Below are 24,380 nucleotides of genomic sequence, written 5' to 3'. Positions count from 1 at the left end.
GGACTCCGTGTCCAAAAAGTCCATGGACATAACAATGTTAGCGGGGAGGCCAAACTTTCCGGGGGGAAATGATATGAAACACGGCATTGTGTGCGGCCTATCTAAAGGTGCGCTTGCAACTCGCGTGCGCCGAGGAGAGGTAACGCGACTGGCCAAGGGGCTCTATGTCTGGGGCAAACCCGAGACATTAGAACTATTGAAGCTGTTACAGGAGCACCGGCCATTCCTTAAGACGACAGGAACAACGGCTGCCCAGGTGCTCCTTGGCGAGCCTGTCACTTTTCCGCTGAGGCTAGCCAGCGTGGAGAGAATGCCGGCATCAACTTTCTATGTGCACTCGCGGGTGAGCGTCGAAAGTTTTGTTACCTCGTCTGGGATCCGGATCCTTAATCCTCTTGTCGCTATGAAGTCAGTTAGTCCTGAACTGGGGATTCGCGTGTTTGAGTCCATCTATTCCTCGAAGGCAGGACGTGCTCGCTTGGATAGTCACCGCGAAGCGCTCAAAGTTGTCCCCGTTGCCAGTCAGCGCATGCTGGAGCAAGCTGCGTTGTTCACAGATTCTGGTGCGGAGGTCAAGGTGGCAAGAGGCTTGAAAAGGCGCGGGCTTAAGGTCGAGTGCAACGTTGTTATCGGCCACTACACTTGGGACATCGTGCTCCCAGAGCTCAAGGTCGCGGTAGAAATCAACGGGATGAAATTCCATTCCCAGCAAGCGTCATGGTTGCGGGACCATTGGAAGAACAACGAGGGCGCACTGATTGGGTGGTTAACGCTGCGCTACACAGGTCATTGCGTGGCTCATCATCTGGACTATGTCATCGACCAGATAGCCAATGCCAGGAATCCGGACTTTGAGAAGCGCTACTTCAAATTCATTGGTTTCTGGCATGAGGGCGTGCTGCCTCCTAAACCAAAACCATGGGAGTACAGCGAGCACTTGGGGTATTTGCCGCCTGTGCCGCCGGAACCGCCAGACTATCCAGAACCGCCCGACTTTCCGGAGCCCCCCAACTGCCCTAGGTGACGAAGTTATTGCCAGATCTTGAACCGGAGGCGAGAACTTTGGCAGGACGGGCAGTGTGAAGCGTGAGCCCGGCAGTTGAACCCGAAAGCGGGTCGCGGGCGCTAGGCAGCAACCAGCCCCTCAACAATGAGCGCTAAGGCCGCGCTGATGGCCACGATAAGAACGATGCGGTTGAGTACCTTGGCGTTGATGAAACGGTTAAGGTAGCCAGCGGCGATGAGGCCCACGATGGCTACCGGCAGGTAGGCCGCGGCGGCGGTGAGCTGTAGGCTAGTGATTTGCCCGCTCAAACCCAAGATTGCCAGCGAGATGGTGCAGCCGATGATGAAGGTGCCCGACAGCGTGCCGCGAATGCGGGCGGGGTCGTAGCCCTTGAGTACCAACGCCATGGGCGGGCCGCCGATGGACGTCGACGTGCCCAGAAACCCGGAAGCAGCGCCCGCGACAGCAATGTTGGCGGTGGTGCGCTTGGGAGACCAGCCGAGGCTGGACAAGGTCATGGCAAAGATGACGGCGCAGCCGATGAAAAGGGAGAGCCCGCGGTGGGAGAGGGAAGCAATCGCCCACGCACCCGCGAGCGAGCCGGGGATGCGCGCGATGGAAGAAATGGCCACGATGTCCCAGGACACCGCTGAGCGTGCTTTGAGCATCGTGGTCGTTGAGATGACGAATGCCAGCAGGAGGATGAGCGTGGGAACCAGCTCCGGCTTAATGAGCGCCAAGATGGGGGTGGCGATGGTGCCCAGCCCAAATCCGATGGTTCCCTGGCAGATTGTGCCCACGAGGATGAGCACGCCGATGAAGATATACAGCCAGCTGAACATTGCTCTACTATCTCATGACGGCGTTTAGGAGCGGACGGTGACCTTCTCGTTGTCTGCGATGTCCTCCAAGCGGTCGGCCGAGCACAGGCCCGCCACAATGACGGCGGAGCCGCCCGCAGCCAGTGGTTCGAGGACGGCCCGCTGGAAGGAAGCGCTGTCCGTCCAGCCCTGCGAAAGCACGCGCTCAGCGCCCAAGTCCGTGGGGAAAAGCTCCGGTAGCGGGGTAGTGGTGCCGTAGAAGTGATCGCCGTAGAAGCGTACCGTGGGGCCGAAGTCGATGGTACCCAGTGGCAGTTCGCCGCCGCTTTCGACAACGCCGCGGCCAAAAGGATCCTGCGTGACCAGAACCGTGTCGACCAGTGGGGCCGATGCAGAGCCGGAGCCCGCGTCCGCCGCAGCCTTGAGGTAGGCCTCCGGAGAGGTGAAAACCACGGCGACATCATCGGCGTGTGGCTCTGCAGCAGCCGCGCCATCCGTAATGTCAAAGGGGATTCCGGCGGCTAGTGCCCCGAGTGCAATCACTGCGGCCTGCCAGGACACGGGAAGGTCGATGAGGATGCGGGAATCCGATTGTGGTTCGAGGTCGAGCTCTTCCAGCAACATGTTGGCAATCTTGGAGGTCCAGTTCTCCAGCGTTTGCGCCGAGAAGTCCATGCGGGTGCCGTCAGTTTCGTTGTACACACTGAGGCGGGGAGCGGAGGCATCGGCGGACAGGAGATGCTGTAGGAGTTCCATGTCCGCCCATCGTAGGTGGCGGGCGCCAAGCCCGCCACGGTGTCTTTAGTTCACGCAGCGCGGGCCATCGCCGCCCGCGTCGATCTCAGGCGAAACCTCCGCGGTACCGAAGTCATCGCCTGGGGTACCAACCTGCTGAGTATCGCCGCCTTGGTCGGGCTCCGCAGCAGCCTCTTCTTCCTGCGCGGAGTCATCCTTCGGGCCGGAGTAGTCATCCGTAGCCACCACGATGAAGGTGTCCGGCTCGAGCTCTTCGTTAGCCGTGACTGGCAGGCCGCCGAGCTGCTCAGCCAAGGCGTGGGCGCGCTCGTCGTTGGCATCTGCGGCAACAATCTGCGATTCGGTGTATAGACCCGACTGCGCGTTGGCCGTACGTTCCACGGTATAGCCCACGTTCTTCAACCACGCGCCGATTCCGCCGGCCATTCCGTCGACGTTGCCGGCGTTGAGGACGTGCAGGTTGAGGTTCTCAGCCACGGGCTTCTCGCCTTCCTCGGCGGCCTTGTCGGTGGCGGCGTCCTCGGACTTTTCGTCCTCCTCGGCCTTCTCCTGAGACTTGGCCAGATCCTCCATGAAGCGGTGGACCTCTGCGGTATCGATGGTCACCACCGATTCGCCATAGTCGCCCACGCCGGTAATTGAGGTCACCGGGATCGTCGTAAAGGTCACGTTGCCGCCGGCCAGCCCGGCCAGCTGGGTGACAAAACCCATGATGTCCCAACCATCGTCGATGACTACGGAGCGCTCCACGGCATCAGCAATCTTGTTGAGCTTGCCCGGAGAGGTCAGGGTTCCCGAATCCAGAACCTTCGACGTCAGCGATGCCATGTAGGCCTGCTGGCGCACGATGCGGTCAAGGTCACCGCGCGGTAGCTCATAGCGCTGGCGCACGAAGGACAGGCCCTCGGAGCCCTGCAAGGTTTGGCGCCCAGCCGGGAATTTAGCGCCCGACATCGGATCATCGACGGCGTCGTTGAGGCAGACGTCGACGCCCCCGACGGCGTCGGTAAGCAGCACGAAGCCCAAGAGACCCACCTCAGCGTAGTGGTCGACGTTGACATCAGTGAGCTTGTGCACCATCGAAATGAGACCAGCGCGGCCAGCCTCCGTGCTCTCCTTCTCCATCTCTTTCTCGGTGTGGGGAGGGGTGTTTCCTGCGGCTTCAGCCTCCGCGTTTTCCTGCTGCAACTCCTCCATCTTGTCTGCTTTGTGCAGCGCAAAGACGGCGTTTATTTTCGTGTTTCCGAAGTCCTCGTCGTGGACATAGGTATCGCGCGGAATGGATACTGCCGTGGCGCGCGAGCCATCATTGGGGATGCGGATCACCATGATGGTGTCGGTGTTTTCCTCGCCCTCATCCACACCGGCATGCAGGTCCGCCAGCTCCTGCTCGGAAAGCGGATTCCCCTTGGCATCGGTGCGCGAGTCCTTGCCCACGAGCAAGATATCGACCGCGCCATCGAGGCCGTTGTCCTTAAAACCGCCCTGATTGCCGAGTGCCAGATTGGAGGCGGAGGAGATGTCATTTCCCAGCTTGCCCACGGTGAAGTAACCCACGCCGGAGAGCACGAGGACCACTGCGGACAGGAAGGCGACGACGGCCTTGAGTGGCGTCGATCCTCGTTGGGCGGTGGGCGCGGACTGCGAGGGCGCGGCCTGAATGTGGCGGGCGGCGCGCGGGGAATTCGGGGGAGTCACGGGACTAGTTTAAGTGAGCACGCTGCAAAACCGTGAAGCAGTGTCGCGGGCGCGTGCGCACGCCGGCGTTGGGTACTCTCAAGAACATCGTGAAGAATATACAGAAACCCCTGGCCGTGGTCACGGTGACCTTTTCGCCTGGCCGCTACCTCAGCGACTTCCTGGAGTCGCTGCGCTTGGCGACGTCCCTTCCTACTCTCACCGTTCTCGCCGATAATGGCTCAACCGATGGGGTGCCGGAAGCCGCCGCGCGGGAGCATGAGGACGTGGAATTCCTCGATACTGGAGGAAACATCGGCTACGGCGCGGGAATGAATGCCGGCGCGCGATTCGCCCGTGCGCACGGCGTTGATGACGAGTTCTTCCTCATTGCCAACCCGGACGTGACGTTTAGCGAAGGCTCCCTGGATGAGCTGATCGCGTGCGCGCGCCGCCACCCGGACGCCGCGGCGGTGGGGCCACGCATCGTGGAGCCGGATGGCAGCAACTATCCCTCTGCTCGCGCCGTGCCTACGCTGCTCACAGGGATCGGCCACGCGCTGTTCGGAACTATTTGGCCATCCAATCCGTGGTCGCGCGCCTACCGCGATGATGCCGATATGGATAGCGAGCGCCCAGCCGGTTGGCTCTCCGGTTCCTGCCTTCTGGTGCGGTGGGCGGCCTTTGAGCAGATTGGTGGCTTTGATGAGCGTTACTTCATGTATTTGGAGGACGTGGACTTAGGTGACCGCTTTGTCCGCGCCGGCTGGCGCAATATCTTCTGCCCCACGGCGGTGATTACCCACGCCAAGGGCCACTCGACGAAAGCGCATCGTGGCGCGATGCTGCGCGCCCACCACGATTCGGCTTACCGCTTCCAAGCGGATAGGCACCCGCACTGGTACCAGGCGCCACTGCGCGCAGCCTTGTGGATGGGGCTGCGGGCGCGAGGGCTGATTTTAAGCGCGTGCCGCGACGGCTCCTGAGTCAGGCGCGCCTATACACTAACGGTGACTTATCTGAAAGAGATTAAGGAACGATATGACTGAATCAGCGCCCCAGTGGGGATCGACGGCCGATGCCGTCATTCTGGTGGGAGGTCGCGGCACCCGCCTGCGCCCGCTGACGATTGGCACGCCGAAGCCGATGTTGCCCACGGCCAACTACCCATTCCTCCAGCACCTGCTCGCCCGTATCAAGGAAGCCGGGATTGAGCACGTGGTGCTCTCCACTTCTTATAAGGCGGAGGTCTTTGAGGAGTACTTCGGGGATGGCTCCGATCTGGGCCTGGAAATTGAGTACGTGGTGGAGGAGACCGCGCTGGGTACCGGCGGCGGTATCCGCAACGTCTATGACAAGCTGCGCCAGGACACGGTCATGGTGTTCAACGGCGACGTTTTGTCCGGCATGGATCTCAACGGCATCCTTGATACGCATCATTCCAAGGACGCCGACGTGACGATGCACCTGCTCAACGTCGCTGATCCCCGTGCCTTTGGCTGCGTTCCTACCGATTCCGAGGGCCGAGTAACGGCCTTCTTGGAAAAGACCGAGGATCCGCCGACGAACCAGATCAACGCCGGTTGCTACGTGTTCAAGAAGGATGTCATCGAGACGATTCCGGCTGGCCGCGTGGTCTCCGTGGAGCGCGAGACCTTCCCGCAGCTGCTGGAGTCCGGCCGCCTGGTGGTAGGCCACGTGGATAACTCCTACTGGCGCGATATGGGCCGCCCGGATGATTTCGTCCGCGGCTCCTCCGACTTGGTGCGCGGTATCGCGCATTCGCCGCTGTTGGTGGGGCGCACGGGTGAGTCTGTCGTGGATGAGTCTGCGGGTATCGCCGGTGGCGTACTGCTGCTGTCCGGCACGGCCGTGGGCCGCGGTTCCGTGATTGGGGCGGGCTGCCGCTTGGACGGCACAGTGGTCTTCGATGGCGTCACTATCGAGCCGGGCGCCATCATTAACAACTCCATCATTGCCTCGGGCGCGCACATTGGTGCCAACGCGCACATCGACAACTGCGTCATCGGCGAAGGTGCCACCATCGGCGCGCGTTGCGAGCTGCAGGGCGGCATGCGCGTCTTCCCAGGTGTGAGCATTCCGGACGCCGGCGTGCGTTTTAGCTCGGATGCCTAAACACCTCAGCTAGCTGGGGCAAAGCCTGGGGATAGGCACAGGTCTTGGCGCTGGGAAGTTATCTTCCCGGCGCCTCTTTTCATGCCGTGACGCATGGTTTTTATGGTGCGAATGAGATCCATGTGTTTTGCCCGACTGGGTGGCGACACGCCGAAGAAACCTTGGAATTGTTCACAGGGTCGGGGGTGGCCACTACATGTAGTACCCCCGATGATCACCCCTTAACTAGGAGATCTGTGACTGATGTGAAAGTTGGGGATGCTGTACAGCGTTTTCGCTGGAGCCCAACAAAAATCTTCCGCGACAGGTTGACGATATTTAGTGATCCGGTGTGAAATGACATCAGTGTAATCAACGGCACGGCGGGCGCGGCACCGAGAAATTGTTTCGGTGTAGGGTCGGTGCCACTGAATCAAGAGAGAAACGACCTCGGAGAAAGGAAGCGGCGTGGACAATACAACGAATAACAGCGCTATTCTCCGTGGCGGTGCTGCTGCAGAGATGTCGCTCGATGAACTCTTTGGTGCCGTCGAGCAGGAGTGGCAAGACCAGGCGCTGTGCGCCCAGACGGACCCGGAAGCTTTCTTCCCAGAAAAGGGAGGATCGACGCGCGAGGCTAAGCGCATTTGCCAGGCCTGTGCAGTGCGGGATGAATGCCTCGAATATGCTTTGGAGCACGATGAGCGCTTTGGAATTTGGGGCGGCTTGTCAGACCGTGAGCGCCGCCGATTAAAGCGTGAGATCGGTTAAGCGCAGCGGATCTAGTAGTGCAGCGTCATCGCTCCCCCTATCGTTTGGGCCCTCAGTCCCAGCGGTGAGGGGGAGCGATGGGTTTTCAGGAGTGGTTTACCAGGTAAAGCGCGGATCGATGTCTCCGGGATCGACGTTCAGGTAATTGGCCACTAGTGCGGTAAGCACGGTCGATAGCAGTTCCTCGCGCTCCTGTGCCGACTGCACGCGCTCCTCAATGGGCATGCGGAAAATGACCAGGCGGGCGCGCGTAGGCTGACCGGCGGAATCCACGCCCGCAGGCACGATGCGCCCTAGTGGAACGGGGCCGTCGGCGATGATCTCATCCGGCATGACCGTCATGTCTACCGACAGGCGCATCCGGGGCACGGTATCAACGGCAAGGTCGAGTCCGGTGAGCTGTTCAGCAAAAGCGTTATGGATGGGGGCGTAGGCCTCGAGCACCGCCATATCGAAGCGCTCGGCGCTGCTGCGATAGCGCGGCGTGTTGTGTGGCAGCAGCGGCCCTCGTGCACCGCGGCCGTGGCGGTGGCGGGCCGGGCGGATATGCGGGCGGGGCGTGCTCATGCGGCTTAGTTTAGGCCGGGCTGAAGGAGGGTTGTGGCGAGGCGCGCCGCGTTGGACTATCTAAATCTCAAGTTAGGGTTTAGACTTGGGCGCGTGACTAGCTCTCGCCATTGCTCCCGCCCCGGCTGCGGCCGTCCCGCCGTGGCGACGTTGACCTATGCCTACGCGCAGCAAACCGCCGTCGTGGGTCCGCTCTCCGAAGAAACCGATCCCCACGCTTGGGACCTGTGCGAAAAGCACAGCGCCCGCATCACCGCCCCGCAAGGTTGGGAGATGGTGCGTGTTGATCGCATCGAGCTTGATGAGGATGATGACCTCACAGCGCTCGCCGAAGCCGTCCGGGAGGCCGGGCGAGTGACCACTGGCTTGGTGGATGATTCCACAGCCGGCTCCGGTGCCGATCCCATTGACTACTCCGCTACCTTCGACGGCGCCGATCCGCGGAACTCGAATCACCCTGTGTTCCGTACACGCCGCGTCCACGACGCCCGCCAGCGCCGCCGCGCACACCTGACGGTGGTGCCGGACGCCGAGTAGCCCGTCGGACGCGGATCACCGCGTCCGACCGGGGTATGCTTGTGGGCTATGCGAACTCGTGAACAGCTCAATGCAGTGATCAAGGCCTATGACGTCCGTGGCGTCGTGGGCGAGGATATCGATGACGCCCTCGTGCGCGATACCGGCGCGGCCTTCGCCGCCATCCTCCGTGAAGAAGGGGAGACCACCGTGGCGGTAGGCCACGATATGCGACCGTCCTCCCCGCAGCTGGCCGCCGCTTTTGCGGAGGGCGCTGCCGCGCAGGGCCTCAATGTCATCCAGCTCGGCCTGACGTCGACCGATGAGCTGTATTTTGCTGCTGGCCACCTGAATTGTGCGGGCGCTATGTTCACCGCCTCCCACAACCCGGCGAAGTACAACGGCATCAAGCTGTGCCGCGCGGGTGCTGTTCCGGTGGGCCAGGAGACCGGCCTGGAGCAGATTAAGGACATGCTGATCGACGGCACCCCGGCCTTCGACGGCGAGCCAGGCACCGTGACTGAGCGCGAGGTGCTCGGTGATTATGCCGACTTCCTGCGCGGCTTGGTGCCGCTGGAGAATTCTCGCCCGCTCGTCGTCGCGGTGGATGCCGCGAACGGCATGGGCGGCCACACCGTCCCGGCGGTCTTTGAAGGCCTGCCTTTCGACGTGCGTGACCTCTACTTTGAGCTGGACGGCACCTTCCCCAACCACGAGGCCAACCCACTGGATCCGAAGAACCTAGTGGATCTGCAAAAGTTCACCGTTGAGCAGAAGGCGGATATTGGCCTGGCTTTCGACGGCGATGCCGATCGCTGCTTCGTGGTGGACGAGAAGGGCCAGCCGGTGCCGCCGTCCGCCATCTGTGCGCTGGTGGCGGAGCGCTACCTGGACAAGTTCCCCGGCGCCACCGTCATCCATAACCTGATTACGTCCAAGACCGTTCCGGAGCTCATCGCGGAGAAGGGCGGCAAGGCCGTGCGTACCCGCGTGGGCCATTCCTTCATCAAGGCCCAGATGGCCAAGGAGAAGGCGGTCTTTGGTGGCGAGCACTCCGCGCACTACTACTTCCAGGAGTTCTGGAATGCGGACTCCGGCATGCTCGCGGCCATGCACGTACTGGCTGCTCTGGGTGAGCAGGACAAGCCACTGAGCGAGCTCATGGCGCAGTACTCACGCTACGAGGCCTCGGGTGAGATTAACTCCACCGTGGAGGATCAGAAGGCTACGACCCAGCGCGTGCTGGATGAGCTGGCGGACAAGATTGAGTCCGTCGACGAGCTCGATGGCGTGACCGTACAGCTGAAGGGCACTGACGCCTGGTTCAACGTCCGCGCCTCCAACACCGAGCCGCTGCTGCGCCTCAACGTTGAGGCCAAGACCGCTGACGAGGTGCAGGCCATCGTCGACGAGGTGCTCGCCATCATCCGCGCCTAGTGTGAAGGAACGTGCCTTCACACTAATTCCTTGAAGAAAAACTGCCCTATCTGACGATTTTCCCCGCGTTCATTGCGGCGGGAGCGATAACTTCGTCAGATAGGGCAGTTTTAATTTGGGTCGAGCCGGCTTAGCCGCGCGAGTGGTTGACCATCTCTTCCCACTCGACGAACTTCTTGCGCTCGCGGCCCTCGGCCTCACCCAGGGCGCGCTCGGCGGCGTCGAGCTTCTTCCAGCCCTCCCAGGTCAGGTGCTCCAGCCCCTTGGACTCGAAGAGCTCGACGATGTCCTCGTCACGGGAGTGGGAGAGGTTGCCTGCTTCGGCGTCGGCAAGCAGCATGCCGATGGTCTCCGTGGCATCGGACTTGGTGTTGCCGATGAGCCCCACCGGGCCGCGCTTGATCCAGCCGGTGGTGTACAGGCCCGGCACGACCTCACCGTCGAGGTCAATCACGTGGCCGCCGTCGTTGTTGATGACGTTCTTCTGCTCGTTGAAGGGGACACCCTCAATGGCATCGGAGCGGTAGCCCACAGCCAGGTAGACGGCCTGAGCCGGCCACTCGGTGAACTTGCCGGTGCCGGAGACGGAACCATCGCCGTTGAGTGCAGTGCGCTCGGTCTTCACGGCAGTCACCTTGCCGTTTTCGCCGATGAACTCCACCGGCTGCTCGAAGAGGTGGATCTGCAGGGTGTGCGGGGCGTCCTTCGGCTCGCGGATGGCGTAGCCTTCCAGAGTCTGGCACACCAGGTCGCAAGACTTGGCCTCTTCGCGGGCCTTGAGGGAGGCTTCGTCGTAGTCGATATCCTCCGGGTCCACCACCACGTTGATGGTCGGGGAGTGGTCGAGCTCCTTGAGCTCCAGCGGGGTGAACTTGGCCTGAGCCGGGCCGCGGCGGCCAAAGACGCGGACGGTGGTGGCCTGGTTCTTGGCCAGGGACTCGTAGACGTTGTCGGGAATCTCGGTGGATTCCTTGAGTTCATCGCCGGTCTTGGCCAGGATGCGGGCCACGTCGAGGCCGACGTTGCCCACGCCGATCACCGCGACGTCAGTGGCGGAGAGATCCCAGGAGCGCTCAAAGCGCGGGTTGCCGTCGTAGAAGCCGACGAATTCGCCGGCACCATGAATGCCCTCTAGATCGGAGCCCGGGATGTTCATACCCAAGTCGCCGACTGCGCCGGTGGCGAAGACGATGGCGTCGTAGTACTCCTCGAGCTCGGACACGGTGACATCGCGGCCCACGTTGATGTTAGAAAGAAGGCGAATCTGCTCGGTGTCGAGCACGCGGTGCAAGGAGTTGATGATTCCCTTAATGCGCGGGTGGTCCGGAGCCACGCCGTAGCGGATGAGCCCGAAGGGGGCGGGCATCTGCTCGATGAGATCGATCTGAACGTTGCCGCCGGTCTTCTTCACCAGGATGTCGGAGGCGTAGATGCCGGCTGGGCCGGCGCCGATGACGGCTACTTTCAGGGGCTGCTGGGTCATGATGGCCTTTCGGAATGTTGTGGTAACTAACGAAAGCTTAGGTTTAAAACAAGCGTGGGTTTCATTGAACCGGCTTGTCTGCTGTAGGGCAACTAGGCCTAATTACATTCGGAGAACATTGTGGCATAAACCCAGCGTGCTTTGCATATTCGGAAGAAAATAAAAAAGACCGCTTTGTCTGGTTTAGCTAGACCGGTAGGTTTTCACTATCCGACGAAAGGCAGCAAACATGACCACCGCGACGAAGCGACCACCCCGCGCGAAGAAGCCGGAAGGCCAGTGGAAGATCGATGGCACCGCCCCGCTGAACTCCGACGAGGAGATCAAGCAGGCCGACGATGCCCTGGCCGTGCGCCAGCGCGTTATCGATATCTATTCCAAGCAGGGGTTTTCTTCCATCCCCGCCGAGGATCTCGCTCCCCGTTTCAAGTGGTTGGGCCTGTACACCCAGCGCAACCAGAACCTGGGCGGGGAGATGACCTCCAAGCTCAGCAACACCGAGCTGCAGGATGAATACTTCATGATGCGCGTGCGCTTCGACGGCGGCCGCGCCGATCCCGCCAAGTTGCGCGCCGTAGGAGAGATTTCGCGCGACTATGCGCGCTCCACCGCGGACTTTACGGACCGCCAGAACATCCAGCTGCACTGGATCCAGATTGAGGATGTCCCCGCCATTTGGGAGAAACTGCGCTCTGTTGGTTTGGATACCTTGCTGGGCTGCGGCGACGTCCCCCGTGTCATCCTGGGCTCACCGGTAGCGGGAGTGGCTGCTGACGAAATTATCGACGCCACCCCGGCCATCGAGGAGATCAAGAATGACTACCTCCCGCGCGAGGAGTTCCACAACCTCCCACGCAAGTTTAAGACCGCTATTTCTGGCAACTCCCGGCAGGACGTGACGCACGAAATCCAGGACATCGCTTTTGTTGGCACCGAGCACCCTGAGTACGGGCCGGGCTTCGACTGCTTCGTGGGCGGAGGCCTGTCCACCAACCCGATGCTCTCGCAATCCCTCGGGGCATGGATTCCGCTTGAGCGTGTCCCGGTGGTGTGGGCCGGTGTCGCGCGCATCTTCCGCGATTATGGCTTCCGCCGCAACCGCAACCGCGCGCGCCTGAAGTTCCTCGTGGCGCAGTGGGGCATTGAGAAGTTCCGCAGGGTCCTAGAAGAGGAGTATCTGGACGCGCCGCTTTTCGACGGCCTCCCGCTCCCCATCGCCCCTGGCGACCGCGACCACCTCGGCGTGCACCGCCAGCGGGACGGCAAGTTCTACGTGGGCGTCAAGCCCACCGTGGGGCATGCCACCGGTGAGCAGCTCATCGCCATCGCCGACGTGGCCGAGAAATTCGGAATCAACCGCATCCGCACAACCCCGATGAAGGAGCTTCTCTTCCTCGACGTCGAGGAAGAGGACATCCCCGCCTTGTCCCGCGCCTTGGATGAGACGGGCCTGTACTCCCAGCCCTCGGAGTTCCGCCGCGGCGTCATCTCCTGCACCGGCCTGGAGTTTTGTAAGCTCGCCCACGTGACCACCAAGGCCCGCGCCATCGAGCTCGTCGACGTCCTGGAAGATACCCTCGGTGACCTCGACGTGCCGCTGTCCATCGCCCTCAACGGCTGCCCTAATGCCTGCGCACGCTCGCAGGTATCGGATATTGGCCTCAAGGGACAGATTGTCACTGATGCTGACGGCAACCGCGTCGAAGGCTTCCAGGTCCACCTAGGCGGCGCCCTCGGCCTATCCCCGGACTGGGGCCGCAAGCTGCGCGGACACAAGGTGGTGGCCGATGAAGTGCCCGACTACGTCATCCGCTTGGTCAATAAATATAAGGAGCAGCGCGAAGACGGCGAACAGTTCCGCCACTGGGTCCTGCGCGCGGACGAGGAGGACCTGCAGTGAATTTCCGCCGCCAGCCCAACCCCAACCGCAACCACCCAGCCTTTTGTCCCTACTGTGCCGGAACAAACCTATTTCCCGATGAGGAAGATGATTTTGCCTGGAAGTGCGAAGAATGCCTCCGCATCTTTTCCGTACGCTTCCACGGCCAAGACGATGCCCCCGTAGCGCCCGCGCCGGCGGTCTCCTCCGCGGAGGCGCTGCAGCGCTCTCTCGCTCGCCGCGGCCACTCCACCGCGAAAGCTCACACTTAAGGAAACACACCATGACCGCCCCGACCGCTACCACTGCTTTACTAACCCTGTCACACGGCTCACGCCACCCCGAGGCCGCAGCGAACGTTATGGCTCTGACCCACGCCGCTGGCGAGCTAGCCGGTGTGCCGGCTACCGCCGCACACTTGGAATTCAATGACCCGCCGCTCGATGAGGCGGCGCGCAGCCTAGCAGCGCAAGGGGTACGCGAGGCGGTCGTTGTGCCTTTGCTCTTTACCGAGGGCTACCACCAGCGCATCGACGTTCCTGCCGCTCTGGCCCAGGCCTCTGTGGCGTCCGGAGTGCGCCTTCATCAAGCCCGTGGCCTCGGTACCGGCGAGGACATGGCGCGGTTGCTGGCTGAGCGCGTTCCCGAGGGGACAGACACCGTTGTCGTCTATTCTGTCGGCTCCTCCGATGAGCGTGCCAACGCCGCCGTCGCTGATTTAGCGCGTCGTGTCGGCGAGCTTGCCGGTTGCACGGCGAAGGTCGCCTATGCCACGCGCGGTGAGCGCGAGCCCGTTGGCTCAGATGGCAATCAGGAGGTCGTCGTGCCACTCTTTGTGAGCCCCGGCCTGCTCTTAGATCGCCTCGACGAGGATGCAGGGCGCAGCGATGGGGAGACTCGGCAGATTCTCCCTCCGCTGGGTGAGGCACTCGCCGGCATTGTCTCCCACCGTTATGCGGAGGTGGCCCATGCGTAGCCTCATTCTCATCGCGGTTGCGGGTGCTGCCGCGCAGCTTGTCGACGGTGGCATCGGCATGGGCTTTGGTGTTACCTCCACCACCATCCTGCTGCTGGCGGGTTTGGGACCGGCGACGGCCTCCGCCGTGGTGCATACCTCGGAGCTAGGCACCACCTTGGTCTCGGGAATCAGCCACTGGCGTTTTGGCAACGTGCATTGGCCCACGGTGCTCAAGCTCGGCGTGCCGGGAGGTTTGTCGGCCTTCATTGGAGCGACGGTTCTGTCTAACCTCTCGCTCGAGGCTGCCGCGCCCGTGACCTCCGCTATTCTCGTGGTCCTCGGCATCAACCTCGTCTGGCGCTTCTCACGCCCACGGATCAGTACATCGCAGGAGACCCGACAGCACTCCACTCCTTTTCTCGCGGGGCTCGGCGTGGTGGGAGGCTTTGTCGATGCTTCGGGCGGTGGTGGCTGGGGCCCGATTTCCACCTCGACGCTCATGGCGGTCGGCCGCGAACAGCCGCGGCGCATCGTCGGCACCGTCAACACCGCAGAATTCCTCGTCACTTTTGGCGCCACGGCGGGCTTCATCGTTGGCCTCTGGGAGGAGATCGTAGCTAACGCCGCCGCGGTTGTAGCGTTGCTTATCGGCGGGATGATCACCGCACCGATTGCGGCGTGGCTCATCTCCCGCATTAACCCCACGCTCCTTGGAGGCTTCGTGGGCACGGCTATCGTGACACTCAACATTCCGAAGGCTCTAGGGTGGGCGCTGGCGCATCAGCAGATCCTTCTTCTGCAGGTCGCTGCGCTGGTCCTCGGTGTTGCTCTCACGGTCTGGGCGAACCAGCGCCGGGCCCGGTCTGCACAGAGCTCGGAGGGGGATGCTGCTTCGCAGCAACGCGGTGGCAGTCGTGTCGTTGAAACGACGGAGCCGACCGGCCGCGAGGGCTCCGAAGCTGGCAGCTCTTCGGAATCGGAGGAAGAGCGCGTCGGAGTTGAGTAGAACTCGGGGCTAGAGCCCAGCAACCTCGCCGATGACGATGACCGCCGGGGGAGCCACCGAGTGCTCCTCCATGGTGGCCCCCAGCTCCGCGAGCTCGCAGCTGAAGGCCCGCTCACCATCGAGGGAGCCTTCCTGGATGATGCGCACGGGGGTGTGGGGGGAGAGGGAGGCGTCGATCAGCGCGGCGGCGATGGCGGCCGCGTTCTTGACACCCATAATGACGGATAAGGTAGCCCCGGAACGTGCCAGCGCTGCCCAATCCACCAAGGACTTGGGGTGGCCTGGCGGCAGGTGCCCGGAGACCACAGTGAAGGCGTGCACCACCCCACGGTGGGTCACCGGCGTTCCCGCTAGGGCGGGCACCGCGACAGCCGAGGTCACCCCGGGGACGACCTCCACCGGGATACCCGCTTCGGTAAGCGCCGTGAGCTCCTCGAAGCCACGCCCGAACACGTACGGGTCCCCGCCCTTGAGGCGGACCACGCGGCGCCCCTGGCGGGCATTCTCCACGAGGATCTCGTTGATACGCTCCTGGGCAACCTGGGCGCGGTAGGGGATCTTGGAGACGTCGATGAGCTCCTTGGCGTCAATATCGCACAGCTTATCTAGCTGGGCAGTGGGACCGAGGTGATCGGCCACGATGACCTCGGCTTCCTGCAGCGCGCGCATGCCGCGCACGGTAATCAGATCCCACGCGCCTGGGCCGCCGCCGACAAGGACTACCGGATGAATGCTCATGGCCACTGATCCTAGCTATGCTCGGGCCTATGACTTCCTATGACCCCGAAACCGTGGGCTTCTTTGACATCGCCCACGAAGGCGCCCAAGCGCGCGTGGTGGCTGCATCCGTGCCGGAGCTTGCTCGCGTGCTGGGCGGACTCCGTCCGCGAAGCCTCGTCATCCTTGCCGCCGACCAAGTTTCCCGCGCTGCCGCTCACGTTGCTGTGGGCCTAGCTGAGCCCGCTGAAGTCCCCATCATGGTTAGCGAATCGCTGCCGCGCTTTACTGGTGCCCTCGACGTCGTGGTGGTGGCGGGAGATAGCCCATGGGCGGAGCGCGCGCTGCATACCGCTGCGCGCCGGGGTTCCACGACCATTCTCCTCAACGAGATCGAGGACGCACCCGAAGACGCCATCGTCATAGACACTTTGCCCACCGCCGAAGGGATTTCCCCGGTGCGCGTGATTACAGCTGTGCATGCGGTGTACGCGGTGCTGAGCGAAGACCCAGTTCTCGTTTCTCGTCGCGTGGAGGACGTCGCCGATGCCGTGGACCGTGAGCTGGAAGCACTATCCCCGCAACGTGACTCCACGACGAATCCTGGGCGCGCGTTGCGTGAGTTCGTAGAGGGCGGCCGGGTCATCCACAGCAGCGGGCCTGATCCCTATGCGCTGTCAGAAGAGCGCACGCGCGTGCACCTCGACGCGCTTGTTGCCCGCATGGCCGGTGAGCTGTGGGCAGCCCACGGGCTGGGAGGGACCGTTGTTGACGCGGAAGGCTTAGGGCCGATTCTGCAGACAGACCAGACTGACATCTTCTATGACCCGTTTGAAGCGGAAGAGCCTTTGGTACCCTTGAGAGTTGTTTTATGGGGACAGGAAGAGGCGAACCTTCCCCACTCTTTCGCAGCAGCGAGCGCCGATACCTCCTGTGGGGAATTGGCCCGCGCGCTGCAGCTGATTACGCGCAGTTATGCCGCGACCGCCTACGACGTGAAATAGAAACAGAGGAAGTCAATGAAGTTGCTCACCAGCGCTGCCCGCAACTACTCGTGGGGTTCGCGCACGCTGATCCCCACGCTGCTCGGCGAACCGGAAGCTACTAGCCCGGTGGCTGAGCTGTGGTTCGGCGCGCACCCGGCTGATCCCTCGACGGTGGATGGCGAGAAGCTGGATGAGATCATCGCCGCGGATCCGCAAGGACAACTGGGCAAGCGGGTAGCGGAAACGTACGGCGCCGGACTGCCCTTCCTGTTGAAGATCCTGGCTGCCGCCGAGCCGCTGTCGCTGCAGGCGCACCCGTCCAAGCAACAGGCCGAGGAAGGCTTTGCTCGCGAGAACGCGGAGGGTATCGAACTCACGGCGGCCAACCGCAACTACAAGGATGACAACCACAAGCCGGAGCTCATCGTGGCACTCACAGAGTTTTACGCCATGGCGGGCTTCCGCCCCCTCTCGCAGACCCGCAGCCTCTTCGCGGCTTTGGACTGCGAAGAGCTCGCGCACTACGAGGGCATGCTCGATCCGGACCCCGCTGCCGAAGGCGACAGCCTCCGCGCGCTGTTTACCACGTGGATCACTATCCCCAGCGCTAAGCGCAAGGAGCTTATCAGCGCGGTGGTAGCCGCGGGCGAGCGCCTGCGCGAAAGCCAAGCCGGTGAGCCGTGGATGTCTACCGTGATGGGGACCGTGTCGAAGATCAACGAGCAGTACCCGGGGGACATCGGCGTGCTGGGCGCGCTGCTGCTGAACCACATCGTCTTGCAGCCGGGTGAGGCGATCTACCTCGACGCCGGACAGCTGCACGCCTATGTGTCTGGTCTGGGCGTGGAGATCATGGCCAACTCGGACAACGTGCTGCGCGGCGGCCTGACCCCGAAGTTCGTTGACGTCCCTGAACTGGTCAAGGTCCTGACGTATCAGGCGGCAGAGGATCCGCGAGTGGAGCAAGTAGCGCACGCAGATGCAGCTGAAAAGGAAGCAACAGGCAGCATTACGGGCGCCACGGCGTGGGCCTACCCAGTGCCGATTGGGGAATTCCTGCTGGACCGCGTGGAGCTTTCCGGTGCGGACTCCGCCGAGGTAGACAGCGATGGCCCGATGATCCTGCTGTGCACCGCTGGCGCGGCCACGGTGAGCAACGACGAGGGGGAGAGCGTGGACTTCAGCGCTGGCCACGCCGCATGGATTCCAGCCAGCGACCCGGCTGCCACGATTCGTGCCGCGAAGGCCGAAGGCGCGGAGGTATTTGTCGCTCGCGTCTAGAGCTTAAGGTGCACCTTTAGAGGTGCACCTTTAAGGATGCACCGCTGCCGGTTCGGCGGCGGGTTCCATGGGCTTCTCGCCCTGCTTAACGGCGGTGGGGTTTTCTGCGGACGGTTCCTTCGCGGCGGGGACGTCATCCGTTGGGGCTGCCGGGGTGGGGGCCTCATTGGTTCGGTGCGCCTCGGATTCGCGCGCCAGCTCCTCTAGCGCCTCGTTGCCGTGCTGAGCAGACTCGTCCCACTGCTTTTGCTCGGCTTCGGTCGGCTCACGGTGTTCCGTAACGGAGTCAGGCTCGGCCTCAGGCTTCGGGGCTTCTTGGGCGAGCCCGGCCGGCCGCGGGTTGAAGGAATCAGAAGCCTCGGTGGGTTGCTGCTCGGTCAACTGGGGGTTGTGCTCGCGTTCCCCGCGGGATTCCTGTGGGGCCGAATCCTGCGGTGCGGCAGTCTGCGGCTCCAGGGTGGCCGGCGGTGGCGTTGGCTCGGTGTGCTGCGGGGTAGAGCCAGGTGCCACGGATTCGGAGGCCGTGGACGGGTCAGTCGAGGGAGCCGTCGCTGGGGTGGTAGCAACCGGTGCCGGCGGGTTCTGCACGTTCTGTGTCGCCTGCGGTTGCTGGTTCTGCAGCGAGGAGACGTTATCCGGGCGGTAGACGGCCGTGGGGCCAGCGGGCTCCGTGTTGTTGACAACGGCGTTCGGCGCTAAGTACGGATCCTCTGCCGGTGCAGCAACCGGCGTGTGCGAGTCCTTCGACTGGGTGGTCGTCGGAGAAGCCGTGGTGGTGTAGGAGTGCGTCGCTGATGAGGGCGTGGTGGCTGTGCTGGACACCGCGGTGGCGGCCGAGGGCTTAGCCACGACGGATTCGGGTGCGCTCATGCGCCACACCGCGACGCCCACGGCGACGGCACACAGGAGGCCGGCCGCCACGAAGGCGAGGATGCGGCGTGAACTGCTCGTCATGCGGGGCGCTCTCCTAACTGCACAAAGGTCACAAGTCGGTAACAACGATAGCACGAATATAGGGATAGTAAATGGCCTGGGCAATAATCCCTGTTCATAATTCTTTCTACGATGCAGGCAGGTCGGCGTTACGGAGAACTGTGGCGCAGCTGTAATAAACGGGCTCATTGGCCGAAGCCTTGCATAAGGGCGCCTAAAGAATGGTAGAAATTGGATTAGATAGCGGCTTGGCGGTGGGCGCGCCCCACGACGCCACACTGACCCACCGTGGACACAAGAAAATAGACCCCAACATAAACCCCTATTCGCGTAAAGATGAAGGAGAAACAATGAGCTCATGGGATGAGGACATCTTCGCCGACGAAGTCAACGTCGACTTCTTGGATGAACTGGCAGACCTTGAGGACGAAGAGATCGTTGCCGCGGTCGATGATGCCTGCGCCCTGGCGGTCTCCGGTGAGGATCAGACCGAGGACGAGCAACGCAACGCGCTGGCGGCGGCCACGATCGCCGCGATTTGGGCGGGTGCCCCGTTCAGCGCCGGGGAGGTCGTTGAGGACTACCCGTTCATTCGTGATCTGGCCGGTTCCGGTAGCGAGAACCTCAACGAGCACGCCCTCGAGCTGCTCGAAGGCGTCGAGGAGGACTACGACCTCGAGCCCTTCATCGAGGCGCTGTCCTAGTACGCCAGCATGCTGATCAGTATTGAAGGAATCGATGGTGCGGGAAAGAACACCATCACCCAGCGCCTGCGGGAAGAGCTTGCTTGTGAGGTTTCGGTCTTAAGCTTCCCGCGCTACGAAGACTCCGTGCACGCGCAGCTCGCACAGGAGGCGCTCTATGGGCGCATGGGAGATCTCACCGATTCGGCTTACGGGATGGCCACTCTCTTCGCCCTGGATCGGTGGGGCGCTAAGGAACAGCTGCTCGCCGCCGCCGAATCCACAGACTCCTTGCTCATCCTGGATCGCTACGTGGCATCGAACGCGGCCTACTCCGCCGCAAGGGTGGGCGGGGAGCTCATCGTTGACTGGGTCTACGAGCTCGAATTCGAGCGTTTTGGCCTTCCCATTCCGCAGTTGCAGATCTTCTTGGACACCGACGTCGAAGTCGCCGGCCAACGCGCCGTGGCCCGCGCGGCGGAGGATGAGGGGCGCCATCGCGATCGCTATGAGCGGGATGCGGGGCTGCAGGCCCGCACGGCCGCTGCTTACCGTCGTCTAGCGCAGCAGCAGTGGGCTGGGCAGTGGATCGCCACCGCGGATGCCGATATGATTATCCAAGCTGTCAAGGAGCTTGTAGGAGAACAATAACGTGGCACCAAAAATCTTGGTCGTGGATGATGACCCGGCAATCGCCGAAATGCTCACCATCGTGCTCGAGGCAGAGGGGCTGGAACCAATTGCCGTCAACGATGGTAACGAGGCCATCCCAGCCTTCCGTGAGCACGACCCAGATCTGATCCTGTTGGATCTCATGCTGCCGGGCATGAACGGCGTCGATATTTGCCGTGCCATCCGCACCGAGTCCTCCGTGCCCATCGTCATGCTCACGGCGAAGACGGACACCGTCGACGTGGTCCTCGGCCTCGAATCGGGGGCGGATGACTACATCACCAAGCCCTTCAAGCCCAAGGAACTCATTGCCCGCATCCGTGCGCGCCTGCGCCGGATCGACGGGGGCTCCGGAGAGATCATCGAGGTAGGGGACCTGCTGATCGACGTTCCCGAGCACACCGTCACCCGCAAGGGCGGCGAGGAAATCTCGTTGACCCCGCTGGAGTTCGACCTCCTTTTGGAAATGGCCCGCAAGCCCGGGCAGGTCCACACCCGTGAGGCGTTGCTCGAATCCGTTTGGGGTTACCGCCATGCCTCGGATACTCGCCTCGTCAACGTGCACGTTCAGCGCTTGCGCGCCAAGATTGAGCACGATCCGGAGGATCCACACATCGTCCTCACCGTGCGCGGTGTGGGGTACAAGACTGGAAAAACCGCCGAGTAAAGGACTGCCGCTATTTTTGGTTGGTTAGCGCGAGCCCGGGATGGCATCGTCGAGCGCTGGCGTACGTCACTGCAGACACGCGTGCTGGGCATGATGCTGGTGGCTTCCACGGTGGTCATGATCATTCTGGCCTACGCCCTGGTGTCGGTGCTCACGCAGCAGCTGGTGAGCCAGAAAGAGGACACCGCGCTGCAAGAGCTCGACCGCGCCCGCGTAGCCGTGGAGCAACAGATTGATGCGACAGGAACGGCTAACTCAACGCAGGTGCGCATCAACTCCGCACGCGCCGCACTGGGGCAGATGTCGGCACAGCAACCCGATGCTCAGGCCGTGTACGAACCGGTTCTCCTCGTGGAGAACTCCGACGGCACGGCCACCACCTCGCCGGAGGGCTACCGCATCCCCGATGGCATGCGCGAGCTCGTCGGTCAGGGCCAAGTCGTGCAGCAGTACGCCACGGTGGATCAGCAATCGGGGGCTACCTACAACGCGCTGATGGTGGGCACCCCCATTGAAAGTGATATCCCGAATACCCAGGTCTACCTCGTGCTCTCCATGGAGTCTGAGGAATCGACGATGGCGCTCATGCGCGGATTGCTCTCTGCTGCTGGAGTGGTCGTCGTGGTCCTCCTCGTGGGCATCGCGTGGCTGGCTACCCAGCAAGTGATCGTGCCGATTCGCTCTGCCTCCCGCATCGCGCAGCGCTTTGCCGCCGGCCACCTGCGTGAGCGCATGGTGGTCAACTCGGATGATGAGATGGGCCGCCTTGCCTCTTCCTTCAACGACATGGCGGATAAGCTCTCCAAACAAATCACCCAACTGGAGGAGTATGGCGATCTCCAACGGCAGTTCACCTCCGACGTGTCCCACGAGTTGCGCACGCCACTGACCACGGTGCGCATGGCGGCGGATGTCATTGCGGCGGACGCGGATGAGTTCAACCCTTATACCAAGCGCTCGGCGGAGCTGCTTATTAAGGAGCTGGATCGCTTCGAGGACTTGCTCGCGGATCTGCTGGAGATCTCTCGCCACGATGCGGGCGTGGCGGATCTGTCCACGGCCTCCATCGATATTCGTTCCTGCGTAGACTCCGCACTGAGCCAGGTTGAACACCTCGCCGCCGAGCTCGATGTGGAGGTCATCGTGCATGTTCCGGAGGAACCCGTGGCCGTCGAATGCGATTCACGGCGTGTCGAGCGCATCCTGCGCAACCTGCTCGCGAACGCCATTGATCACTCTGAAGGCAAACCCGTCACCGTGGATATCGGGGCGACGGAGGACGCCGTCGGCATCGCTGTCACCGACTCCGGTGTCGGCCTCAAGGAGGGCCAGGAGGAGTTGGTGTTCAACCGCTTCTGGCGCGCGGATTCTTCCCGTAAACGCCATTCTGGCGGAACCGGTCTGGGCCTTGCCATCGCCCGCGAGGATGCGGTGCTGCACGGCGGTACGTTGGACGCTATTGGCTACTTCGGCGTGGGCTCGCGCTTCCGGCTGATCCTGCCGCGCACACCAGGCCAGACGGTTGAGTCTGAGCCCATCGCTCTGGAGGTGCCGGGCGCCCCGGAGCAGGTCGAGGCAGAAGAACAATCCGCGCTCGAGGTGACCTCGGAGCCGGGCATGCCTGTGTTTAAAGGTGAGTCGGACACAGGAATCGTGTGGCCTTCAGAGCGCGAATCCCGTGGCGTGGACACGCCTTTCAATCACAACACCGTTCCTGATTTCGAGGAGGAGGCCCAGCGATGATGCCGGCCCGCCGCCCACTCGCAGTGTTCAGCTGCGTTGCGCTCATAGCCCTCGTCGGGTGCTCGACCTTGCCGAACAACACGGATCCGCAAGTGATCGGGACTTTCGAACCGCATGACCGGGCAGACGATGCTGTCGTCGAACCGCGTACAGATAGCGAGCCTGATCTCCTCGTGCGTGACTTCTATTCGGCGGTGGCGATTCCCACCGGTAACTACGCCGCCGCCCGCACCTTCCTTTCGACGAATATAGCTAATTCCTGGGACCCCACGGATACCGTTCTGGTGGTGGATTCCATCGATCTCGTGACGTCCAATATGGAAGACGGCGACCTGGAATACTCGGTCCGCGGCAATATTATTGGCCGTTTGGCCAATGGCGGGGCTTATGTCCCCGATAATTCGCGCATCGAAGCAACCGTCCGACTGCGCCAGTTCAATGGGCAATGGCGCATCACGGATTTGCCCACTGGTGCTGTGATTGAGCGCACCGAACTGCGCAACCGCTACCGGCCGCAGTCGCTGTACTTTTTCGATACAACCCAACGCCTGCTGGTGGCGGACCGTCGTTGGCTCTATTCGGGGAAGGAGTCAATCGCCTCGGAGCTAGTGACCCTGCTGCTGCAGGGGCCGTCCTCCGATATCGCGCCGGCGACGTCCACCTTAAGCCCCAAGGACGCTACCTTCTTGGGAATCAACGATGGCGTCTACGAGTTCAGCGGGATGGCAGGAATGACCCAGGAGGAGCGCCTCAAGTTCGCCGCCCAGTTGGTCTGGACCCTCAACAACGCAGAGATCACGAATTCAGTGCGCGCCACCATCGATGGCAGCCCGCTTGTCGACGGCATGGAGGAAATGACCATCGATGACTTTGCTGAGTTCAACCCAGAGGTGGCTGCCCAGTCCGTGCCTAAGCTCTACGCGGTCAATGACGGCTCACTCCTCGAGGTTAAAGGTGAAGGCAGCACCGAGGTGCAGGGAATGGCCGGGCAGATTCACGATATCCAGTCCGCGGACGTCTCCGATGAGGGCATGGTCGCCGCGGTACGCAAGCGCTCTGAGAAGGAGTCACAGCTGGCGATGGGCGAGCTCGGCCACGAGCTCAAGGATTCGGTCAAGGGTGAAACTTTAGCCCGCCCCACCTTCGAGGTGGGAGGACAGGTGGCGTGGACCGTCGTCGACGGCAAGCACGTGGTCCGCGTGACACGCTCGCCGGCCACCGGCGAGCTGAGCACCGCGGAGGTGGACACCTCCGCATTAGAGAACGTGGAAGGCGAAATCTCCGTCATCCGGCTGTCCCTGACGGGAGCGCGTATCGCCATGATTATCGATGGCAGCATTTATACCGGTGTGGTTGCCCGCGCGACGTCGGGTGAGCGGCGCATCGTCAACGTTCACCAGGTGGGCCCAGAGCTGGCCGGCTCTGCTTTGTCGGTGGAGTGGCAGACAGACGGCTCCCTGCTCGTGGGTACCTCGGCGTCGAGCTCTCCGGTGTGGCGCATCGAGCAAGACGGATCTTCGGCCACCACACTGCCCACCGGAAATATCACCGCACCCGTGGTCGCGGTGGCCTCTTCGCCGTCGACGCTTTATGTCACCGATGCGCATGCGCTGCTGCAGCTTCCCGCGGGTGGATCCGAGCGTTCTTATTGGCGTGAGGTCGAAGGCCTGCAGGGAGTGCGTTCCTCTCCGATCATCGCGCGCTAG

General features: G+C 62.6%; 24 protein-coding genes. 17 read left to right on the top strand and 7 right to left on the bottom strand.

Features of this window, described 5'->3' with window-relative positions:
- Positions 1 to 73: 73 nt before the first annotated feature.
- The gene (locus HMPREF2932_RS01510) at positions 74 to 1,024 is read left to right on the top strand and encodes an endonuclease domain-containing protein (RefSeq protein WP_071409449.1); all 951 of its coding nucleotides are present in this window, start codon (positions 74 to 76) and stop codon (positions 1,022 to 1,024) included.
- A gap of 101 nt (positions 1,025 to 1,125) precedes the next feature.
- Here the strand turns inward: HMPREF2932_RS01510 and HMPREF2932_RS01505 are convergent, their stop codons facing one another.
- The 3 genes from HMPREF2932_RS01505 to HMPREF2932_RS01495 are packed head-to-tail and all read right to left on the bottom strand — an operon-like array spanning position 1,126 to position 4,281.
- Positions 1,126 to 1,848, bottom strand: coding sequence for a sulfite exporter TauE/SafE family protein (locus tag HMPREF2932_RS01505; RefSeq protein ID WP_070821585.1), 723 nt, complete (start codon positions 1,846 to 1,848; stop codon positions 1,126 to 1,128).
- Positions 1,849 to 1,872: 24 nt separating this feature from the next.
- Positions 1,873 to 2,583, bottom strand: a complete 711-nt coding sequence (locus tag HMPREF2932_RS01500; RefSeq protein WP_071409444.1) for a TIGR03089 family protein — start codon at positions 2,581 to 2,583, stop codon at positions 1,873 to 1,875.
- Positions 2,584 to 2,628: 45 nt separating this feature from the next.
- Complete coding sequence (locus tag HMPREF2932_RS01495) at positions 2,629 to 4,281, bottom strand: LCP family protein (protein WP_246818604.1); 1,653 nt, start codon at positions 4,279 to 4,281, stop codon at positions 2,629 to 2,631.
- A gap of 53 nt (positions 4,282 to 4,334) precedes the next feature.
- On the opposite strand from HMPREF2932_RS01495, the gene HMPREF2932_RS01490 reads away from it, so the two are divergent.
- From HMPREF2932_RS01490 to HMPREF2932_RS01480, 3 genes are all read left to right on the top strand, one after another.
- Complete coding sequence (locus tag HMPREF2932_RS01490) at positions 4,335 to 5,246, top strand: glycosyltransferase family 2 protein (protein WP_305764060.1); 912 nt, start codon at positions 4,335 to 4,337, stop codon at positions 5,244 to 5,246.
- A 55-nt stretch (positions 5,247 to 5,301) separates the two neighbouring features.
- Positions 5,302 to 6,396, top strand: coding sequence for a mannose-1-phosphate guanylyltransferase (locus HMPREF2932_RS01485; protein WP_049156050.1), 1,095 nt, complete (start codon positions 5,302 to 5,304; stop codon positions 6,394 to 6,396).
- 501 nt (positions 6,397 to 6,897) lie between these two features.
- On the top strand, positions 6,898 to 7,146 hold the full coding sequence (locus tag HMPREF2932_RS01480; RefSeq protein WP_005528147.1) for a WhiB family transcriptional regulator: 249 nt from the start codon (positions 6,898 to 6,900) through the stop codon (positions 7,144 to 7,146).
- Between the two features lie 96 nt (positions 7,147 to 7,242).
- On the opposite strand, the gene HMPREF2932_RS01475 is transcribed toward HMPREF2932_RS01480, so the two are convergent.
- A complete protein-coding gene (locus HMPREF2932_RS01475; RefSeq protein WP_070512251.1) occupies positions 7,243 to 7,713 on the bottom strand; it encodes a metallopeptidase family protein in 471 nt (156 codons plus the stop codon).
- Positions 7,714 to 7,806: 93 nt separating this feature from the next.
- Between HMPREF2932_RS01475 and HMPREF2932_RS01470 the strand changes: the two genes are divergently transcribed.
- Positions 7,807 to 8,250 carry a DUF3499 domain-containing protein gene (locus HMPREF2932_RS01470; protein ID WP_080975101.1) on the top strand — a complete coding sequence of 148 codons (444 nt, stop codon included), beginning with the start codon at positions 7,807 to 7,809 and terminating at the stop codon, positions 8,248 to 8,250.
- 48 nt (positions 8,251 to 8,298) lie between these two features.
- On the top strand, positions 8,299 to 9,666 hold the full coding sequence (locus HMPREF2932_RS01465; RefSeq protein ID WP_070545219.1) for a phosphomannomutase/phosphoglucomutase: 1,368 nt from the start codon (positions 8,299 to 8,301) through the stop codon (positions 9,664 to 9,666).
- Positions 9,667 to 9,796: 130 nt separating this feature from the next.
- On the opposite strand, the gene HMPREF2932_RS01460 is transcribed toward HMPREF2932_RS01465, so the two are convergent.
- Positions 9,797 to 11,149: an FAD-dependent oxidoreductase gene (locus HMPREF2932_RS01460; RefSeq protein WP_071409443.1), complete on the bottom strand. Its 1,353-nt coding sequence runs from the start codon at positions 11,147 to 11,149 to the stop codon at positions 9,797 to 9,799.
- A 229-nt stretch (positions 11,150 to 11,378) separates the two neighbouring features.
- On the opposite strand from HMPREF2932_RS01460, the gene HMPREF2932_RS01455 reads away from it, so the two are divergent.
- Genes HMPREF2932_RS01455 through HMPREF2932_RS01440 form a run of 4 tightly spaced genes read left to right on the top strand, consistent with a single transcriptional unit; the run spans position 11,379 to position 14,992 of the window.
- Positions 11,379 to 13,049 (top strand): nitrite/sulfite reductase, encoded by a 1,671-nt coding sequence (locus HMPREF2932_RS01455; protein WP_071409442.1) that lies wholly within the window; start codon positions 11,379 to 11,381, stop codon positions 13,047 to 13,049.
- Positions 13,046 to 13,300 carry a hypothetical protein gene (locus HMPREF2932_RS01450; RefSeq protein WP_049156060.1) on the top strand — a complete coding sequence of 85 codons (255 nt, stop codon included), beginning with the start codon at positions 13,046 to 13,048 and terminating at the stop codon, positions 13,298 to 13,300. Before HMPREF2932_RS01455 ends, HMPREF2932_RS01450 begins: the two co-directional genes overlap by 4 nt.
- A gap of 11 nt (positions 13,301 to 13,311) precedes the next feature.
- On the top strand, positions 13,312 to 14,004 hold the full coding sequence (locus HMPREF2932_RS01445; RefSeq protein WP_071409441.1) for a sirohydrochlorin chelatase: 693 nt from the start codon (positions 13,312 to 13,314) through the stop codon (positions 14,002 to 14,004).
- Complete coding sequence (locus HMPREF2932_RS01440; protein WP_071409440.1) at positions 13,997 to 14,992, top strand: sulfite exporter TauE/SafE family protein; 996 nt, start codon at positions 13,997 to 13,999, stop codon at positions 14,990 to 14,992. The genes HMPREF2932_RS01445 and HMPREF2932_RS01440 overlap by 8 nt, the downstream gene beginning before the upstream one ends.
- A 9-nt stretch (positions 14,993 to 15,001) precedes the next feature.
- Here HMPREF2932_RS01440 and cobA read toward each other — a convergent pair whose 3' ends face one another.
- Positions 15,002 to 15,730 carry a uroporphyrinogen-III C-methyltransferase gene (gene cobA / locus HMPREF2932_RS01435; RefSeq protein WP_053089090.1) on the bottom strand — a complete coding sequence of 243 codons (729 nt, stop codon included), beginning with the start codon at positions 15,728 to 15,730 and terminating at the stop codon, positions 15,002 to 15,004.
- 29 nt (positions 15,731 to 15,759) lie between these two features.
- Here cobA and HMPREF2932_RS01430 point away from each other — a divergent pair, with 29 nt between their 5' ends.
- Entirely contained in the window at positions 15,760 to 16,713 is a 954-nt protein-coding gene (locus HMPREF2932_RS01430) for an exopolyphosphatase (protein WP_246818603.1), read from the top strand.
- A 15-nt stretch (positions 16,714 to 16,728) separates the two neighbouring features.
- A complete protein-coding gene (manA, locus tag HMPREF2932_RS01425) occupies positions 16,729 to 17,976 on the top strand; it encodes a mannose-6-phosphate isomerase, class I (protein ID WP_071409439.1) in 1,248 nt (415 codons plus the stop codon).
- A gap of 30 nt (positions 17,977 to 18,006) precedes the next feature.
- Here the strand turns inward: manA and HMPREF2932_RS01420 are convergent, their stop codons facing one another.
- Positions 18,007 to 18,930, bottom strand: coding sequence for a DNA-directed RNA polymerase II (locus HMPREF2932_RS01420; RefSeq protein WP_071409438.1), 924 nt, complete (start codon positions 18,928 to 18,930; stop codon positions 18,007 to 18,009).
- A gap of 329 nt (positions 18,931 to 19,259) precedes the next feature.
- Between HMPREF2932_RS01420 and HMPREF2932_RS01415 the strand changes: the two genes are divergently transcribed.
- From HMPREF2932_RS01415 to lpqB, 5 genes are all read left to right on the top strand, one after another.
- The gene (locus HMPREF2932_RS01415; protein WP_046647442.1) at positions 19,260 to 19,613 is read left to right on the top strand and encodes a DUF4259 domain-containing protein; all 354 of its coding nucleotides are present in this window, start codon (positions 19,260 to 19,262) and stop codon (positions 19,611 to 19,613) included.
- Between the two features lie 9 nt (positions 19,614 to 19,622).
- Positions 19,623 to 20,243 carry a dTMP kinase gene (locus HMPREF2932_RS01410; protein WP_071409437.1) on the top strand — a complete coding sequence of 207 codons (621 nt, stop codon included), beginning with the start codon at positions 19,623 to 19,625 and terminating at the stop codon, positions 20,241 to 20,243.
- Position 20,244: 1 nt separating this feature from the next.
- Complete coding sequence (mtrA, locus tag HMPREF2932_RS01405; protein WP_046647444.1) at positions 20,245 to 20,931, top strand: MtrAB system response regulator MtrA; 687 nt, start codon at positions 20,245 to 20,247, stop codon at positions 20,929 to 20,931.
- Between the two features lie 69 nt (positions 20,932 to 21,000).
- Positions 21,001 to 22,674: an MtrAB system histidine kinase MtrB gene (mtrB, locus tag HMPREF2932_RS01400; protein ID WP_284467130.1), complete on the top strand. Its 1,674-nt coding sequence runs from the start codon at positions 21,001 to 21,003 to the stop codon at positions 22,672 to 22,674.
- Positions 22,671 to 24,380: an MtrAB system accessory lipoprotein LpqB gene (gene lpqB, locus HMPREF2932_RS01395; protein WP_046647445.1), complete on the top strand. Its 1,710-nt coding sequence runs from the start codon at positions 22,671 to 22,673 to the stop codon at positions 24,378 to 24,380. Before mtrB ends, lpqB begins: the two co-directional genes overlap by 4 nt.

The organism is Corynebacterium sp. HMSC074H12, assembly GCF_001813755.1.
GTDB lineage: Bacteria > Actinomycetota > Actinomycetes > Mycobacteriales > Mycobacteriaceae > Corynebacterium > Corynebacterium hiratae.
This window is presented reverse-complemented; position numbering and strand designations above follow the sequence as displayed.